At 32.4% G+C, this 15,061-nt stretch carries 19 protein-coding genes; 12 read left to right on the top strand and 7 right to left on the bottom strand.

Going from position 1 to position 15,061, the window contains the following annotated elements:
- The first annotated feature begins 31 nt into the window (after positions 1-31).
- From DQN38_RS05840 to mrdA, 12 genes are read left to right on the top strand one after another with little or no spacing between them, the layout of a single operon-like run.
- The gene (locus tag DQN38_RS05840) at positions 32-1,279 is read left to right on the top strand and encodes a GGDEF domain-containing response regulator (protein ID WP_002849855.1); all 1,248 of its coding nucleotides are present in this window, start codon (positions 32-34) and stop codon (positions 1,277-1,279) included.
- The gene (locus DQN38_RS05835) at positions 1,276-2,040 is read left to right on the top strand and encodes a TatD family hydrolase (RefSeq protein ID WP_002849854.1); all 765 of its coding nucleotides are present in this window, start codon (positions 1,276-1,278) and stop codon (positions 2,038-2,040) included. Before DQN38_RS05840 ends, DQN38_RS05835 begins: the two co-directional genes overlap by 4 nt.
- Positions 2,041-2,048: 8 nt before the next feature.
- Positions 2,049-3,263: a lytic transglycosylase domain-containing protein gene (locus DQN38_RS05830; protein WP_042960308.1), complete on the top strand. Its 1,215-nt coding sequence runs from the start codon at positions 2,049-2,051 to the stop codon at positions 3,261-3,263.
- 46 nt (positions 3,264-3,309) lie between these two features.
- A complete protein-coding gene (locus DQN38_RS05825; RefSeq protein ID WP_002849852.1) occupies positions 3,310-4,029 on the top strand; it encodes a septal ring lytic transglycosylase RlpA family protein in 720 nt (239 codons plus the stop codon).
- On the top strand, positions 4,030-4,602 hold the full coding sequence (gene hisB / locus DQN38_RS05820; protein WP_002849851.1) for an imidazoleglycerol-phosphate dehydratase HisB: 573 nt from the start codon (positions 4,030-4,032) through the stop codon (positions 4,600-4,602). It begins immediately after the preceding gene.
- The gene (locus DQN38_RS05815) at positions 4,599-5,087 is read left to right on the top strand and encodes a KdsC family phosphatase (protein WP_002849845.1); all 489 of its coding nucleotides are present in this window, start codon (positions 4,599-4,601) and stop codon (positions 5,085-5,087) included. The genes hisB and DQN38_RS05815 overlap by 4 nt, the downstream gene beginning before the upstream one ends.
- Positions 5,066-5,599, top strand: coding sequence for a hypothetical protein (locus DQN38_RS05810; protein WP_128973651.1), 534 nt, complete (start codon positions 5,066-5,068; stop codon positions 5,597-5,599). Before DQN38_RS05815 ends, DQN38_RS05810 begins: the two co-directional genes overlap by 22 nt.
- Positions 5,581-6,048 carry an LptA/OstA family protein gene (locus DQN38_RS05805; RefSeq protein WP_011732113.1) on the top strand — a complete coding sequence of 156 codons (468 nt, stop codon included), beginning with the start codon at positions 5,581-5,583 and terminating at the stop codon, positions 6,046-6,048. The genes DQN38_RS05810 and DQN38_RS05805 overlap by 19 nt, the downstream gene beginning before the upstream one ends.
- Before the next feature lie 3 nt (positions 6,049-6,051).
- Positions 6,052-6,648 (top strand): ribosome biogenesis GTP-binding protein YihA/YsxC, encoded by a 597-nt coding sequence (yihA, locus tag DQN38_RS05800; RefSeq protein WP_065844136.1) that lies wholly within the window; start codon positions 6,052-6,054, stop codon positions 6,646-6,648.
- Positions 6,649-6,654: 6 nt separating this feature from the next.
- The gene (locus DQN38_RS05795; protein ID WP_011732112.1) at positions 6,655-7,113 is read left to right on the top strand and encodes an N-acetyltransferase; all 459 of its coding nucleotides are present in this window, start codon (positions 6,655-6,657) and stop codon (positions 7,111-7,113) included.
- Positions 7,080-7,568 carry a hypothetical protein gene (locus DQN38_RS05790; protein WP_024305176.1) on the top strand — a complete coding sequence of 163 codons (489 nt, stop codon included), beginning with the start codon at positions 7,080-7,082 and terminating at the stop codon, positions 7,566-7,568. Before DQN38_RS05795 ends, DQN38_RS05790 begins: the two co-directional genes overlap by 34 nt.
- Entirely contained in the window at positions 7,565-9,373 is a 1,809-nt protein-coding gene (mrdA, locus tag DQN38_RS05785) for a penicillin-binding protein 2 (RefSeq protein ID WP_038453776.1), read from the top strand. The genes DQN38_RS05790 and mrdA overlap by 4 nt, the downstream gene beginning before the upstream one ends.
- A gap of 1 nt (position 9,374) precedes the next feature.
- Here the strand turns inward: mrdA and DQN38_RS05780 are convergent, their stop codons facing one another.
- The 7 genes from DQN38_RS05780 to DQN38_RS05750 are packed head-to-tail and all read right to left on the bottom strand — an operon-like array spanning position 9,375 to position 15,034.
- Entirely contained in the window at positions 9,375-9,638 is a 264-nt protein-coding gene (locus tag DQN38_RS05780) for a FlhB-like flagellar biosynthesis protein (RefSeq protein ID WP_002849839.1), read from the bottom strand.
- Position 9,639: 1 nt separating this feature from the next.
- Positions 9,640-11,487 carry a hypothetical protein gene (locus DQN38_RS05775; protein WP_065844135.1) on the bottom strand — a complete coding sequence of 616 codons (1,848 nt, stop codon included), beginning with the start codon at positions 11,485-11,487 and terminating at the stop codon, positions 9,640-9,642.
- A complete protein-coding gene (locus tag DQN38_RS05770) occupies positions 11,468-12,640 on the bottom strand; it encodes an MFS transporter (RefSeq protein WP_049752896.1) in 1,173 nt (390 codons plus the stop codon). Before DQN38_RS05770 ends, DQN38_RS05775 begins: the two co-directional genes overlap by 20 nt.
- 40 nt (positions 12,641-12,680) lie before the next feature.
- Positions 12,681-13,139, bottom strand: coding sequence for a hypothetical protein (locus DQN38_RS05765; protein WP_038453772.1), 459 nt, complete (start codon positions 13,137-13,139; stop codon positions 12,681-12,683).
- Positions 13,126-13,413 carry an AtpZ/AtpI family protein gene (locus DQN38_RS05760; RefSeq protein ID WP_011732106.1) on the bottom strand — a complete coding sequence of 96 codons (288 nt, stop codon included), beginning with the start codon at positions 13,411-13,413 and terminating at the stop codon, positions 13,126-13,128. Before DQN38_RS05760 ends, DQN38_RS05765 begins: the two co-directional genes overlap by 14 nt.
- Positions 13,410-14,681: a glutamate-1-semialdehyde 2,1-aminomutase gene (gene hemL, locus DQN38_RS05755; protein WP_111738211.1), complete on the bottom strand. Its 1,272-nt coding sequence runs from the start codon at positions 14,679-14,681 to the stop codon at positions 13,410-13,412. Before hemL ends, DQN38_RS05760 begins: the two co-directional genes overlap by 4 nt.
- A complete protein-coding gene (locus tag DQN38_RS05750) occupies positions 14,678-15,034 on the bottom strand; it encodes a c-type cytochrome (protein ID WP_011732105.1) in 357 nt (118 codons plus the stop codon). Before DQN38_RS05750 ends, hemL begins: the two co-directional genes overlap by 4 nt.
- Between the last annotated feature and the right edge of the window lie 27 nt (positions 15,035-15,061).

Below are 15,061 nucleotides of genomic sequence, written 5' to 3'. Positions count from 1 at the left end.
ATTATTATTAATAATAATTATAAGGGAGATTATGAAAGAAAGAGTTTTAATAGTCGATGATAATAAGGCTTTAGCAAGATTAATAGCTAAGAAAATGGAAAATAATGTTGACATGGACATAGTTGTTGCTCATACTTTTAATGAAGCAAGAGATATCGTCGATGACAACGATGATTTTTTTATAGCGCTTTTGGATCTGAATTTACCAGATGCGCCAAATGGCGAAATAGTAGATTATATAATATCTAAAAATATTCTTGTTATAGTTCTTACAGGAAGTATAGATAGCGCGACAAAAGATATATTTATGAATAAAAATATAGTGGATTACGTCGTTAAAAGCAATATGAATAATATAGATTATATTTTTGATAGTATAAATAGACTTAGTAAAAACAGATATTATAAAGTTATGGTTGTTGATGATAGTACGCCGATGAGAAATAAAATTAAACAAATTTTACTCTCTCAGCAGTTTAAGGTATTTGCCGCAGCGCACGGAGAGGAAGCTATGAGTTATCTAGCCGATAATCCGGATATTAAACTCGTACTAACTGATTATAATATGCCGGTTATGGACGGATTTGAGCTTATGGGTCATATAAGGGAAAAATATTCTAAAAATGATCTAAGTGTTATAGCTATAACAGGAGATGGAAAAGACGCCGATACTGGAGCAAAATTTCTAAAAAACGGAGCAAACGATTTCATTGTTAAACCTTTTAGTAAAGAGGAGTTAGTTTGTCGTGTAAATAATAGTATCGAGTTTATGGAAAATATCAAATTTATGGCAAAGCTAGCTAATACGGATTTTTTAAGTGGAGCTTATAGTAGAAGATATTTTTATATGGATATGAAAGAGTATTATAAAAACTGTTCAGATCAAAGCTTTGCTGTTGCTATGTTTGATATAGACGATTTTAAAAAGATAAATGATAAATTTGGACATGATATAGGAGATATTATCATACAAAAACTCTCGAGTTTTTTAATAGGCTGGATTAGCGAAGGAGATTTGGTTGCTCGATTTGGTGGAGAGGAGTTCTGTGTAGTTTTGAAAAATATTAATTTTGATGATGCAGTTAAAAAAGCAGTATCTATAAGAGCTAAAATCGCCTCTTCTTTGATAAATATAAAAGGGTTTGATATCAAATTTACAGTTTCTATAGGCGTCACGAACGGAGATTTTTCTAAAAATATCGATCATATTATATCAAAAGCCGATGAAGCACTTTATAATGCTAAAATAGCAGGCAAGAATAGGGTAGAAATACTATGATCATAGATACGCATTGTCATCTTGATGATGAGAGATATGATGAGGATCTAGATGCTGTTCTTGAAAATGCATTTAAAAACGGTATAAAAAAAATAATAATTCCAGGCGCTGATATTAATGATTTACCAAAAGCCTGTAAAATAGCAAATAGTTATGAAAATTTATATTTTTCCGTTGGCGTTCATCCTTATGAAGTAGATGGATATGATAAAAGTCGTTTAGAATCGTTTGCAAATGATGATAAATGTGTAGCCGTTGGTGAGTGCGGACTTGATTATTTCAGGCTTCCTGAGTCCGGAGTTTTGGAGTATAAAAATAGGCAAAAAGAAGTTTTCATAGATCAAATAAAGCTTGCTTGTGAGCTCAAAAAGCCTCTTATAGTGCATATAAGAGATGCAAACGAAGATAGTCTAAATATATTAAAAGAGTATCAAAATGATCTTGTAGGTGGAGTTTTACATTGTTATAATGCAAGTCCGATTTTGCTTGAATTAAGCGATAAGTTTTATTATGGGATAGGCGGAGTTTTAACCTTTAAAAACGGTAAAAAACTGGTTGAAATATTACCTAAAATTCCAAAAAATAGACTTATAATAGAAACAGACGGTCCATATCTTTCTCCAGAACCGCATAGAGGAAGTAGAAACGAACCCGTTTTTACAAATTATGTAGCTCAGAAGATGGCCGACATATTAAATTTGAAAAAAGAAGAAGTTGAGGAGATGACTACAAAAAACGCACAAAAACTATTTAATATTTAAGGAGTTCAATGAGATTTTTTATAGCAATTTTATTATGTTTTTTAACTTATAGTTCGGCTTTTGGATTTATTCAAACTAGAGATGATTATAGTGCACAGCTAAGAATCTTAAAAGAACTTGATATAGACCCAAAATATATGAAAGATCCGCACTTTCTAGCTATGAAAGCCGAGAGATCAAATATAGCTAAAAAAGATTTTGTAAATACTATAAAAGAGGAGTATAAGCATATCTCTATGTTAAAAGAGCTTATAAGTAAAACAGATATGCCAAAATCGTTTTTATATCTAGCTATGGTTGAGAGCGGGCTTTCAAATAAAGCTGTTTCCAATGTAAAAGCCGTTGGTATGTGGCAGTTTATGGAAGGAACAGCAAAGCTTTATGGACTTAGAGTCGATAAGTACGTAGATGAAAGACGTGATCCGGTGGCTTCAACTTTGGCTGCAGTGCAATACTTAAAAAGATTAAAAGATCAGTTTGGTAAATGGTACCTTGCTATAATGGCTTATAATAGCGGTGAAGTAAGAGTAAAACAGGCTATACAAAAAGCAGGTACAGATGAGCTTAGCGTACTTATAGATCCTGATAAAAAATATCTATCATTAGAAACAAGGCTTTTTATAAGAAAAATTTTACTAGCAGCAAATATAGCAGAAGATAGCGATTTTATTATATCCAATGACTCATCAATGTTAAATAGACCAAATCAAATAAGCGTTTCAAAGGTTTTCGTTCCCGGAGGAACTAGCCTTGCCATGGTAGCTAGTAGCATCGGTCTTAGCTTAAAAAAACTAAAAGAGCACAATACTCATTTGAGGTATGATTTTACTCCGCCAAATCAAAAAGAGTATCATATATATATTCCAATCGGCAAAAAAGATCTATTTGCTACAAATTTTAAATCATTCAACAACGATCAGAAGTTTCAAATTTATAGTGTAAAAAAAGGTGACACTATAGCAAAAATAGCTTCAAAATGGCGTGTTGGTACTAAAGATATACAAAAATACAATGAGATAGCAAAACTAAGCCCAAATTCTCAGATAATTATCCCTGTATCAAAAAATACAGCTCCTATTTTTGAAAATTATAAAGTAAAAAAAGGCGATACCTTGATAGGGATATCTAAGAAATTTGATGTAGAAGTAAAAGAGATAATAAAAGCAAATAATATCAAAAATTCTAAAGTAGCAGCGGGAGATAGCCTTGTTATACCTAAATAAAATTTCAATTATAGTTATAACTATCCTATTTTTTACGGGTTGTTCGGTGGTAAAAAATTTACCTTATTATCCAGGTACTAGTGACTTTAAAACAAATAAAGTAAATAATTCCTCAAGTATGCAAAAAGCCACAATGCGTCCTTATACGATAAACGGCAAAACATACTATCCTACTGTTGTTGAAGTGGGTGACACTGCAAGCGGTATAGCTAGTTGGTACGGTCCTAATTTTCATGGCAAAAAGACTAGCAACGGCGAGAGTTATAATATGAACGCTATGACAGCAGCCCATAAAACTTTACCTATGAACACTATGGTTAAGGTTTCAAATTTAAAAAACGGAAAATCTACGGTAGTTAGGATAAATGATAGAGGACCTTTTGTAGCAGGTAGAATAATAGATCTATCAAAAGCCGCAGCAAACGATATATCTATGATAGCGGCCGGCACTGCTCCTGTTAGGCTTGAGGTTTTAGGATTTTATGGCAAGATAGAAACTCCAAGCAATAAATCAGCAACTACGCATACATATTCTGGAGGAAATTTCATGGTACAAATCGGAGCGTTTAGGAAAAGAGACGGGGCTAATACCTATAAAACTCAATACGATAAAACAAGTGGTTATAGAACCGCGGTTAGAAACTATATCTTAGAGGGAGAACCTATATATAGAGTATTCCTTACTGGATTTAGAAGCGAAGATGAAGCTAGAGATTTCATAGGCACTAGTAAATTTAAAGGCGCATTTATAGTAAGGGATAATTAAATGGTAAAAAAACATAGAGAAACTAAAGAGACTGATATTAGCGTAGAGCTTGAAATTTATGGAAGCGGCAAATGTGAGATAGATACCGGAGTAGGATTTTTTGACCATATGTTAAATGCTCTTTGCAAACATTCGTTGATGGATATAAAGCTTGTTTGTAAAGGAGATCTTTTTATAGACGATCATCATAGTGTTGAGGATTGTGGTATTGTATTAGGATCTGCTATAAAAGAGAGTATATATCCCCTTAGTTGTGTTGAGAGATATGGAAATAGTATAGTCGTTATGGATGAAGCTGCGGTTGAATGTGCAATTGATCTGTCAAATAGACCGTATCTAGTATATGAAAGTAGCTTAAATGAAAAAATAGGCACATTTGATAGTGAGCTTATAAGAGAATTCTTTCAAGCTTTGGCTATGAATGCAGGTATAACACTTCATCTAATAAGACTAAGAGGAGATAACTCTCATCATATAGCGGAGGCAACTTTTAAAGCTTTTGCCGTAGCATTTAGACGTGCTATAAGCAAAAATGATAGAATGGGAACACCTAGTACAAAAGGTGTTTTATGATAGAAATTATATTTTTAGATGTTGATGGCTGTCTTAGCGATGGCGGAATTTACAAAACAAATACCGGCGATGAGTTCAAAAGGTTTGACGTAAAAGACGGTTTTGCTATAGAACAGTGGAACAAACTAGGTAAAATCTCAGCCATCATAACTGGTAAAAGATCACTTATAGTCGAAAATAGGGCAAAAGAACTTGGTATAAAATACTGTTTTCAAGGAGTAAAAGATAAACTTGCTCAAGCAGATCAAATTTTAAAGTTAGAAGGATTTAGCTGGGGGAATGCTGCTGCTATAGGAGATGATTTAAATGACATGAAATTACTTTCTAAAGTAGCCATCAGTTTTAAGCCTATAGATGCTCATAACTCTCTGCAAACAGATATAGAACTTAGCAAAAAAGGTGGTTACGGTGCTGTTAGGGAGATGATAGATATATTAATAGAGCGTTTAAATTTAAAAGATGAGTGGATGAAGCGTTGGTTATAAAAATATTCTATTTTGTGATCGCTCTTTTTAGTGTAAGTATGGTGTTTTTGATGTTGCAAACTCCGTACTCGGCAAATATATATAAAAATGAGCTAAAAGTGGCCAATATGCAAGCTAGTAATGTTGTTAGCTATGAATTAAATTCTACTTTAGTATATGGAAGATATGAAGCTAGTGATGTCACAAGATATGAAACTTATGATCTTTTAAATAGTTTCAGCGGGTTGTTTTTAAGAGGAGATTACACTCACTCTTTGAGTTCAAAATTAGCTATATTAAAAGATGATAATATAACTTTAAAAAATAGTGCAATTTATAGAAATTTAATAACCGGATTAAGATATGACTCAGAGGAAATTGTCTATGATTCTAAAGCAAAAATTATAAATAGCAATGTGCCTTTTAAAATAACTCAAAACGCAGATACTATAGTAGGTCAAAGCGTAATTTACGATATGATGGATAATACGATATATGCACAAAAGGTAAAGGGATGGTTTTACGAAAAATAGTTTTAATTTTATGTTTTTTTACTATTGGTTTAAATGCCGAGCAAGTAGAAGTAACTGCCGATAATTTTTTTGCCGATGAGAAGTCACTAACCAGTGATCTAAAAGGCAATGTTGTTATAAAAAAAGGAAGTTATGATACTTTAACTTCTAATAGCGTAAAGATATATTTTGATATTAAAAGACAGCCTATTAAGTATGTTGCTACCGGAAATGCTAAATTTAAAGCTATTTTAAATAAAAAAAATTATAACGGCAGCGGAAATATACTTATATATGAGCCGTTAAAAAAAACTTATACATTGAGCGGAGATGCATATTTACATGAAGAGCAGACCGATAAAAAAGTATATGGCGATGAGATCGTTGTAAATCAAGGCGATGGAACATATAAAGTAAGTAGCAAAGATAAAAAGCCGGTAAAATTGATATTTCAAGTAGAGGATAAATAAAACGTGATAAGGATAGTAAGCGCTAAGTTTCTTACGTCATCTGTAAATTCTTTGGACGCTCCTGATTTTGGTATCAGCGAAGTCGCATTTTTAGGGCGTAGCAATGTTGGTAAGAGTTCTATAATAAATGCCCTTACAAATCATCAAGGTTTGGCAAAGTCCAGTTCTATTCCGGGAAAAACTCAGCTGATAAACTTTTTTGAAGTAATTTTTGATAATGATGGACAAAAAATACCTATTATATTTGTAGATTTACCGGGGTTTGGTTATGCTAAAGTAAGCAAAAGTCTTTATAGCGCATGGCAGAAAAATTTAGATGAGTTTTTAAAAAATAGAATTAATATAAAAACTTTTGTTCATTTAGTTGACTCTAGACATGCAAATTTAGAAAAAGATGAGAATTTAGGTGTTTATCTTAATGAATTTATAAGAAATGATCAAAAGATTTTAAATTTATACACAAAATGCGATAAGCTAAATCAGAGCGAAAGATCAAAAGTATTAAAGATGGATAGTTCTGCTATTTTGGTATCTAGTACAAAAAAAACCGGTATAGACAAAGCCAGTGAAACTATATATAATAGTGTTTTTGGACTGTAGGTTTCAATGATAACATATAAAAAAGCAAAATTAAAAAACATACCTCTTATGCAATCCATAGTGAAAAAAGAGATAGAAAACGGAATAATTTTATCTAGAAATGATGATGAAATAGCTACTAATATCCGTTCATATACGCTTGCTTATAAAGATGATGAGTTAGTCGGTTATAGTGCGCTTCACATTCATGCTTCAAATTTAGCTGAAGTAAGAAGCCTTGTTATAAAAGAGAATTTAAGAGGTCAAGGCATAGGAGGCGGGCTTGTAAAAGAGCTCTTAAAAGAAGCTAATGACTTAGAAATTGAGCAGGTTTTTACATTGACTTATCAAAAAAGTTTTTTTGAAAAATTAGGTTTTAATGAGATATCAAAAGAGAAGCTTCCGGCTCAAAAAATTTGGGCCGATTGTATCAAATGCAAACATTTTCCAGTATGCAACGAAATAGCGTTAATTTACTATCTTTAAGATTTATTGTATTTTGTGCTATGCTTATAGCTTATGAAATACTAAGTTCTACTAGCCACATAGTGCCGCCTTTTATCGGGTTATTTTTTGCCTATATAGTTATACTCAAAAATGAGAGCGAAAGAAATATGAATAACTTTGATAAGAGATGGTATCTGGCTATTTTATTTCTTATTTTTGCTGAGCAGATACATGGATTTGAGCTATTTTCTACAATTTTAAATTTTTTGATATTTTACTATTTTATACATGATTGGCTAAAAGTAAATATGAAATGGAGACAATGTCTGCTTATTATATTTATTTTTAGTGGATATATAGGAACTCTTTTGATGAGCAATTTAATCTTATATATTTTAAATCAACCGCGACTTTGGATAAGTTATGAATATCTTATTTATATAGTTGTTGAATCTGTTATAGCTATACTTCTTTTTAAGGAAAGAGTATTATGAGAATGCGTATTGTTTATGCTATCTTGATTTTAGTATGGACTATTTTGCTTGTTAGAATATATTATTTAAGTATAAAATCAAATGAATATTATGAAGAAATAGCTGAAAAAAACGCTATTAAAACTGAGCTTATAGCTCCTGTTAGAGGGCAAGTCTTTGATATAAAAGGAAAACCGTTAGCCGTAAATAGGCTTGGTTTTTCAGTGTTAGTAAAGCCTCACTTAAGAAAAAATGAGAAAGTTTTAGATGAAGAGCTAAAAATTTTAACTCATACTTTTACGGATTTAAATGTTACAAAATTAAAAAAAGAGTATTTAAAAAACGACTCTCCATACAATCAAGACTTTGTAGAAGTCATTGAATTTGTAGATTATGATAGTATGATTCCTCATTTTGCGAAGCTGAGTTTAAGAGAAAATATCATGATTAAACCAGCTAGTAAGCGTCATTATCCGTTTAATAATTTAGCAAGCCATGTTATAGGATATGTCGGCAGAGCAAACCAAAAAGATGTAGAAACCGATGAGCTGACTAAGCTTACAAATTATACCGGAAGAAGCGGTGTTGAGAGATATTATAATCAAATTTTACAAGGCAGCAGGGGGGAGAGAAAAACCAAAGTTACCGCGCTCAATCAAGAAGTTGAAGAGGTATCATATTCGCCAGCTACTAGTAAAGATATAACTCTTACTTTAGAATCAGAGTTGCAGCAGTATGTTACTGAAGCATTTAATAAAGACTCCGGAGCAGTGGTAGTGATGAGCCTTAAAGATGGTGCTATTTTAGCTGCAGGAAGTTTCCCGGAGTATGATTTAAATCCATTTGTAACAGGGATAACTCAAAAAGAGTGGGATGCCATTATAAATAATTTAGATCATCCGTTTACCAACAAATTAGTAAATTCTCTATATCCTCCAGGAAGCGTTGTCAAAATGGCTATGGGAATGGCGTTTTTTGATAGCGGGAAGATAGATCCTACTACAAAGATAATGTGTGATCCGTATTTTGAACTTGGCGGCAGGAAATTTCGTAACTGGAAAAATTACGGTTATGTAAATATGACTATAGTCGAAGCTTTAAAAGAGAGTTGCGATACATATTTTTATAGAGGTTCGTATAAAGTAGGCATCGATATTATCGCTCCTGTTTTGGAGAAATACGGATTTGGCGTTAGAAGTGGAATTGATCTTCCAAATGAGTATATAGGTATAGTTCCAAATAAAGATTGGAAAAGAACAAAATCAAAAGAGCCTTGGTATCAAGGAGATACGTTAAACACGTCTATTGGTCAAGGAAGCTTTTTGGCTACTCCTGTGCAAGTAGCAAGAGATACTGCTATCTTTGCTTCTGGTGTTGATATGACGCCACACTTTTTGCATAGCATAGATGGTGAGATCGTAGAGTGGAAAACTAAAGATATCTTAACCCCGCAAGAAAAATCATATCTAAAATATATTAGGCGCGGTATGTATGAGGTTGCAAATGTTCAGGGCGGAACTGGTTTTAGAGCTTTAAGTGCGTCTAAAATATCTCTTGGAGCAAAAACAGGAACGGCGCAAGTAGTAGGAATATCTCAAAGCGAGAAAACTAGAATGAAAGAGTCTGAGATGAAACGCTATGAGAGATCTCACGCGTGGATTACTACTTATGGGCCATATGAAGATCCGCAGTTTGTAGTTACTGTTTTGGTAGAGCACGGTAGTAGCGGAGGAAGTGCCGGGGGACCTATTGTAGCTAAAATTTATAATAAGTTGCTAGATATGGGTTATATAGATCAAAAATACATAAAGAAAGAGATAAAATAGTTTAGTTTTTTGTCTTTGTTGCTCTATATAAAAAGCTAAATACTTCAGCTACCGCTTTGTATAAATTCGGTGGAATTTCTTGGTTTATATCTATTTTGCTGAGTATCTCTACAAGGTCCGAATCCTCTTTTATAGGTATTTTATGTTTTTGAGCTTCTTCTATGATTTTGCTAGCCATCTCACCTTTTCCAGATGCTAGTACTTTTGGAGCGTTGTCTCTTTTTTTATTATATCCTAAAGCCACAGCTTTTTTAATTTTCGCCATTTTAAGCCTTCACATTGAATCCAAGATCGAATGCTTTTTCTTCATTGTATGGTTCAAATTTAGATTTGTTAGCAAGCGTAAAACTACTTACTATGAGTCCTAAATTTGTTATGGCTGATTTAAGCTCTTTACTGGAGCTTAAAATTATATTTTTAAACTCATCTGTACCGGTTAATATCGAAATATCTATATATTTCGTATCAAATAGTCCCAAAACTACCGAAATAGATCCAAATTTAATAAAATTAAGATCTATTTTTGCATAGAATTTATTCTTTTTACCATGCTTAAAAGCAACCGTGCTGCTTTCTAATCCATCCCAAGTATACGGCAAATACGTCTGCACCGAATTTTGAGCAAAGCTTATTAATTGATGCATTTCAATTTGAGTTATTAAGCGATTTACGTTTTGATTTATATTGTTTAAGCTTTGCTGATTAGCGGTTGCTTCTTTTATGTTTAGTAATGCTCCTTTTATATCGTTTTGCAGATTTTTAAAACTCGTGTTTTCATCAAAAGGAATGATTTTATCTATGTCGTTTCCAGCTCTTAAAGCGGCTTTTAAGAGATGTTTTATTTCAGTTACGTTATTTTTTGCATCGACGCTATTTTTATCAAAAAAGTTCATTATGTTTGATAGTTTTTTAGCGGCTAGATTAAGCTTTTCTTGTAAATTTAGACTATTAGCATCAGTGCTTATCTCTTTTGTCATTATGGATAAATTTATGTTTGCTACTTGATTTTGTGATGTTTCACTGCTTAATGAGTTTATTAAATTTGAAAGGTTTATTTGAGTATTTGGTGCTGCTTCTTTTTGTACTGCTTGAACAGCTTGTTTCGTTGTTGCATCAAGCTTTTGCGCAGCTATTTGTTTTGGATCTCTATTTAGTGCTATATCATGATCTTTTTTTAAGCTACTTTTTATATTTTCTATTTCCGTTTTTATGTTGTTTATAGTTTTTATAAACTCGTTTTTTATCTCTTTAATATCTTTTAAATTCGGTAATTCAAAATTAATTTTAGATAAAATTTGTTCCGAATTTTTTACTATTTGCGTTATTTGATCTAGTACTTTTGGCATTTGTACTTCTACGCTTTTTATATTTAATTTGTCACTTTTTGTCTGCATTAAATTTGATAATTTATCTAGGTATTTTATCGCATTTTCTAATTTCGCATGAGTGTCTATAAGACCTTTAAAATTTGAAGTTTGGATTATTTGTTGATTTTTATCTTTTGCATTTTGCAATATATTTTTTAAATTTTCAAAATTTTTTGCTATATCCGTACTTTCATCCTTTGCTAAATTTAAAAAACTATTTTCAAGCTGCTTATTTGAAACATTTTTCATAAGACTTAAAAGCTCTTTTATACTTGTGGGCAGAGTTTGAGGGTTTAAACTTTGAGCTATTTTAGCTTCTAACATAATGCCCGTATCTTTTATGGTTTGAGCCATATTTGTATTTTTTATATGCTCAACAGGTTTTAAAAACTCATCTAGTTTATTTGCAAGTTTTATAAGAGACGGTTCTGATTTTAGTGCTTTTGATAGTTCGTTTAGATCTTTTGCTAAATTTGGAGCCACTTGAGCCATCTTGACTTCAGCTAAAATTTTTGGCTTATATCCGCCCTCTTCATTGCTTGCTTTTAAAGCGTTTAGTAGTTTGTTAGTTAGTTTATTTAATTCTAAATCAAGCTTTGAAAGAGGTATATCTGCGTTTTGTATGACGTCTTTTTTAAATATAGTTTTAGACGAGATCTCTGATTTGAGGTCTTTTTTCTCCTCTTTTTTCTCGTCTTTTTGGGTAATTTGGGACTGAGCGGCTTGATTATTGTTTGTGATTATCATCTTTTAACTCATCAAAAACTACGCTATGACCGCTATGTCTTGTAAATGCGACTTCAAGTTCTTTTGGAATTGATTTTTGAAATATTGCAAATACTATCAGCAAAGCAAGCGTTAAACTATAAAAATATATAAAACCAAAATCCCCAAGCGTATTTATCGCAAATCCGATTATAAGTGGAGAAAAAAATGATCCTAAAAGATAGCTAAATAACAGCGCTCTTCCGACTTCTACGCATCTGCTTTTATCTTCTATAACATCATTTGCTCTAGCAAGAGCTAGTGCATATAATACGAAAATTCCTATACCTAAAAAAAATGCAAAAATATATTGAATATTTATAGACGGTTTTATAACTATAAATAAAAGTGACGAGATAAGTGCTATACAAGAGGCTAAAATAATGGCAAATTTTCTTCCAAATTTATCCGATAAAACTCCAAAAAACATATGTGATAAAAATCCACCGCACATAGATGAAACTATAAATACGCCGGCTTCTTTTGCACTATATCCTTGAGCTAGTATAAATAGAGCAGACATGGAAAAAAATCCATTTATAAGAAGTCCTGCTACTATGCTAGTTGCTAAGGCCAGAGGAGCTATACCGTAAATTTTAGGTAGGCTAATATTTGCAGTTTGGGGAATTTGCGGTGACCTTACTTTTAAAAAATTAAGAGGAATGGAACCTAGTATAATGAATATAGTTCCTATTAAAAATACTTTTGTAGCATCTAAATTTAGACTCATAATAATAGCTCCTAGACCAAAGCAGCTGTAAAATATAATCTCATAAAACGCTAAAACTCGTGATCTAATAGAGTTTGCGGTTTTTGCATTTAGCCAGCTTTCTATTACCATTACTATACTATAATAACAAAATCCGAGCATAAATCTTAAAAAAGCCCAAACTATAAGATTGCTGCTTAAATCATGCAATAAAGCTGAAATAGCAAAAATTGCAGTAAATATAGCATAAGCTCTCATATGACCGACTTTTGAAATAAGTCTATGAGAAACTACCGTGCAAGTAAGCGCTCCTATGAAAAAAAACGATGTTATCACTCCGATCATCGTTTTATCTGCATTCATACTAGTAAGGAGCACACCAGCAGAACTTACTACTAAACCGTTTGCAATAAAAATGAATGACATTCCAAAAAATAGCGCACTTAGCGATATTATAACTCTTTTGCTACTTACCACGTGTAAAAACTCCAGCTAAAAATACTCCAAGAGGCATCAAAACTAGCCCTAAGAGGAAAGAAAACGGCTCAAATAATTCTCTTCTTAGAAGCATAAAAAATGCTAAAATAAGAGTAATATATCCAAGCAGCCTATATGGTTTAAATGCTCCTACAATATCCATTTTTTTAAATTTAGCCTTTTTTTTGATCTCTTTTATATCTAAATCATTATCATCTTCTTCATTATCGTCAAAAAATGATTTTTCTTGCGCACTTAATTGATAATTTATAGATTTTTCATTAATTCTTTTTTTGTATCCGTAATAACTAGTAAAAAGTATAAAAGTAGAACAGATAAAAGCTACTTGCGAATTTAAAAGATAAATATATCCAAACGCTGCCATAAATAGTATCAAAACAGCGTCTAAAAAAACATAAAATATAATAAGATTTTTAAATTTCATCATCATCGTCTTTAAAATTCGGTGATGGTTTGTTTTTAAATTCCTCATAGCTTTTAATCTGCGATTTGTAAGCTTTATATACGTTATTTATAGCTGCTGCTACGCCTATAAAAATACCTATTCCAAGTCCCCAGTTAGAGCCGCTTAATAGCTTCAAACCCCATCCAATACCAAATCCCATTATCACAGCTACAACCATAGAAATACCAAGACTTAACCCGTCTGCTGCTCTGATTGCTTTGTTTATGTTTGTGGCTCTATTTGATTTTTCACTCATAACGCTTTGAAACTTTCTTCTATCGCATTTGCTGTTTTTTCTAGGCTTTTTTGGCTAAGTTTATCGCATACAAATCCTGTTTCAAACTGACTAGGAGCTAGATAGATGCCGCGCTTTATCATTTGTGCGTGAAATTTAGCAAACATTTTCGTGTCCGAGTTTAATGCGTCTTTATAGTTTTTAACAGGCCTATCATTAAAAAAGTATCCCCACATAGATCCTCTAACTTCGGTTTGCAAAGCTATACCTGCTTTTTTAGCACTATTTTCCAATGCTTCTACTATAAATTTGGATTTGTTTTCTAAATCTTTATATAAATTTGGAGAGTTATATATTTTGCTTAGCGATGCAAGTCCGGCTGCCATGGCTACTGGATTTCCGCTTAAAGTTCCTGCTTGATATACTCCTCCAAGCGGGCTTATCATCTCCATTATCTCGTTTTTTGCCGCAAACGCCGCAGCACTCATTCCTCCGCCGATTACTTTACCGAAAGTTACGATATCGGCTTGTATTTTATTAAATTCATAGCTTCCAGTAGCGCTTGCTCTAAATCCGCTCATAACTTCATCAAATATCAAAACCGCGCCGTACTCATCACAAAGTTTTCTAAGCGCATCTAGAAATACTTGATCTGCTGGGACTAATCCCATATTTCCTGCGATCGGTTCTACTATGATAACTCCTATATCTTCATTTTTAAAGCATTGCTCTACGCTTTGAATATCGTTGTAAATAGCAATGTGCGTGTTTTTTACGATATCTTCAGGTACTCCAAGTGAGCTTGAATATCCAAAAGTCGTAGCTCCGCTACCGGCTTTTACTAATAAACTATCGCTGTGTCCGTGGTAGCAGCCTTCGAATTTAATAATACCGTTTTTTTTGCTATATCCACGAGCCAATCTTATTGCACTCATTGTAGCTTCTGTTCCACTGCTTACAAAACGAATTTTTCCCAACCATGGAAATTTTGATAAAACAAGTTTTGCAAGAGCTGTTTCAAGCAGACACGGAGCACCAAAGCTAAGTCCTTTTTTCGCAGTTTTGATAACAGCTTCCTCTATATCCGAGTCGCAATGACCAAATATAAGAGGACCCCAGCTAAGAACATAATCTATATACTCATTTCCTTCAATATCGTATAAAAACTCGCCATTGCCGTGATCTATAAAAACAGGATCTGACCCTACCGATCCAAAAGCCCTTACAGGAGAATCGACACCGCCTGGTATATATGTTTTAGCTTCTAAAAAAGCATTTTTATTAGTCATTTGTTTTCCTTATTAAAAGTTTTTATATATTCGTATAAATTTAGTATCTCGTTATCTGTTAAAAAGTAGCTCGGCATTATACCTTTTGACTCTTTGACTGCTGATTTAAATTTATCAAAATCGAGATTATTTATCCTTGGAGCAATAAGTGATTTTTCTACGTAAACATTGTTTTTCCTATCTAAATTTTTATATTTTACTATGAGGCTTCCCTCTCCTTTTTCACCGTGACATTTATTGCATCCGATGCCGCGTGGATTTTGATATAGCATTTTAGCGTATTCTAATTTTGTTATGAACTCTTCAGCCATTAAAAAACTAAAAGACATTAAAAAAATATAAAGAAATTTCATCTAAAATCACCTGAGTTTAATTTGAAT

This window comes from Campylobacter fetus subsp. fetus, assembly GCF_900475935.1.
Classification (GTDB): Bacteria; Campylobacterota; Campylobacteria; order Campylobacterales; family Campylobacteraceae; genus Campylobacter; species Campylobacter fetus.
The sequence above is the reverse complement of the archived record's forward strand: the minus strand, read 5'-3'. Positions and strand labels throughout refer to the sequence as shown.

Bases quoted from the DNA above. Each gene is read 5' to 3' on its own strand.
- DQN38_RS05840 (WP_002849855.1), top strand. From the start codon at position 32: ATGAAAGAAAGAGTTTTAATAGTCGATGATAATAAGGCTTTAGCAAGA.
- DQN38_RS05835 (WP_002849854.1), top strand. From the start codon at position 1,276: ATGATCATAGATACGCATTGTCATCTTGATGATGAGAGATATGATGAG.
- DQN38_RS05830 (WP_042960308.1), top strand. From the start codon at position 2,049: ATGAGATTTTTTATAGCAATTTTATTATGTTTTTTAACTTATAGTTCG.
- hisB (WP_002849851.1), top strand. From the start codon at position 4,030: ATGGTAAAAAAACATAGAGAAACTAAAGAGACTGATATTAGCGTAGAG.
- DQN38_RS05815 (WP_002849845.1), top strand. From the start codon at position 4,599: ATGATAGAAATTATATTTTTAGATGTTGATGGCTGTCTTAGCGATGGC.
- DQN38_RS05805 (WP_011732113.1), top strand. From the start codon at position 5,581: ATGGTTTTACGAAAAATAGTTTTAATTTTATGTTTTTTTACTATTGGT.
- DQN38_RS05795 (WP_011732112.1), top strand. From the start codon at position 6,655: ATGATAACATATAAAAAAGCAAAATTAAAAAACATACCTCTTATGCAA.
- DQN38_RS05790 (WP_024305176.1), top strand. From the start codon at position 7,080: ATGCAACGAAATAGCGTTAATTTACTATCTTTAAGATTTATTGTATTT.
- mrdA (WP_038453776.1), top strand. From the start codon at position 7,565: ATGAGAATGCGTATTGTTTATGCTATCTTGATTTTAGTATGGACTATT.
- DQN38_RS05780 (WP_002849839.1), bottom strand. From the start codon at position 9,638: ATGGCGAAAATTAAAAAAGCTGTGGCTTTAGGATATAATAAAAAAAGA.
- DQN38_RS05775 (WP_065844135.1), bottom strand. From the start codon at position 11,487: ATGATAATCACAAACAATAATCAAGCCGCTCAGTCCCAAATTACCCAA.
- DQN38_RS05770 (WP_049752896.1), bottom strand. From the start codon at position 12,640: ATGTCATTCATTTTTATTGCAAACGGTTTAGTAGTAAGTTCTGCTGGT.
- DQN38_RS05765 (WP_038453772.1), bottom strand. From the start codon at position 13,139: ATGATGAAATTTAAAAATCTTATTATATTTTATGTTTTTTTAGACGCT.
- DQN38_RS05760 (WP_011732106.1), bottom strand. From the start codon at position 13,413: ATGAGTGAAAAATCAAATAGAGCCACAAACATAAACAAAGCAATCAGA.
- hemL (WP_111738211.1), bottom strand. From the start codon at position 14,681: ATGACTAATAAAAATGCTTTTTTAGAAGCTAAAACATATATACCAGGC.
- DQN38_RS05750 (WP_011732105.1), bottom strand. From the start codon at position 15,034: ATGAAATTTCTTTATATTTTTTTAATGTCTTTTAGTTTTTTAATGGCT.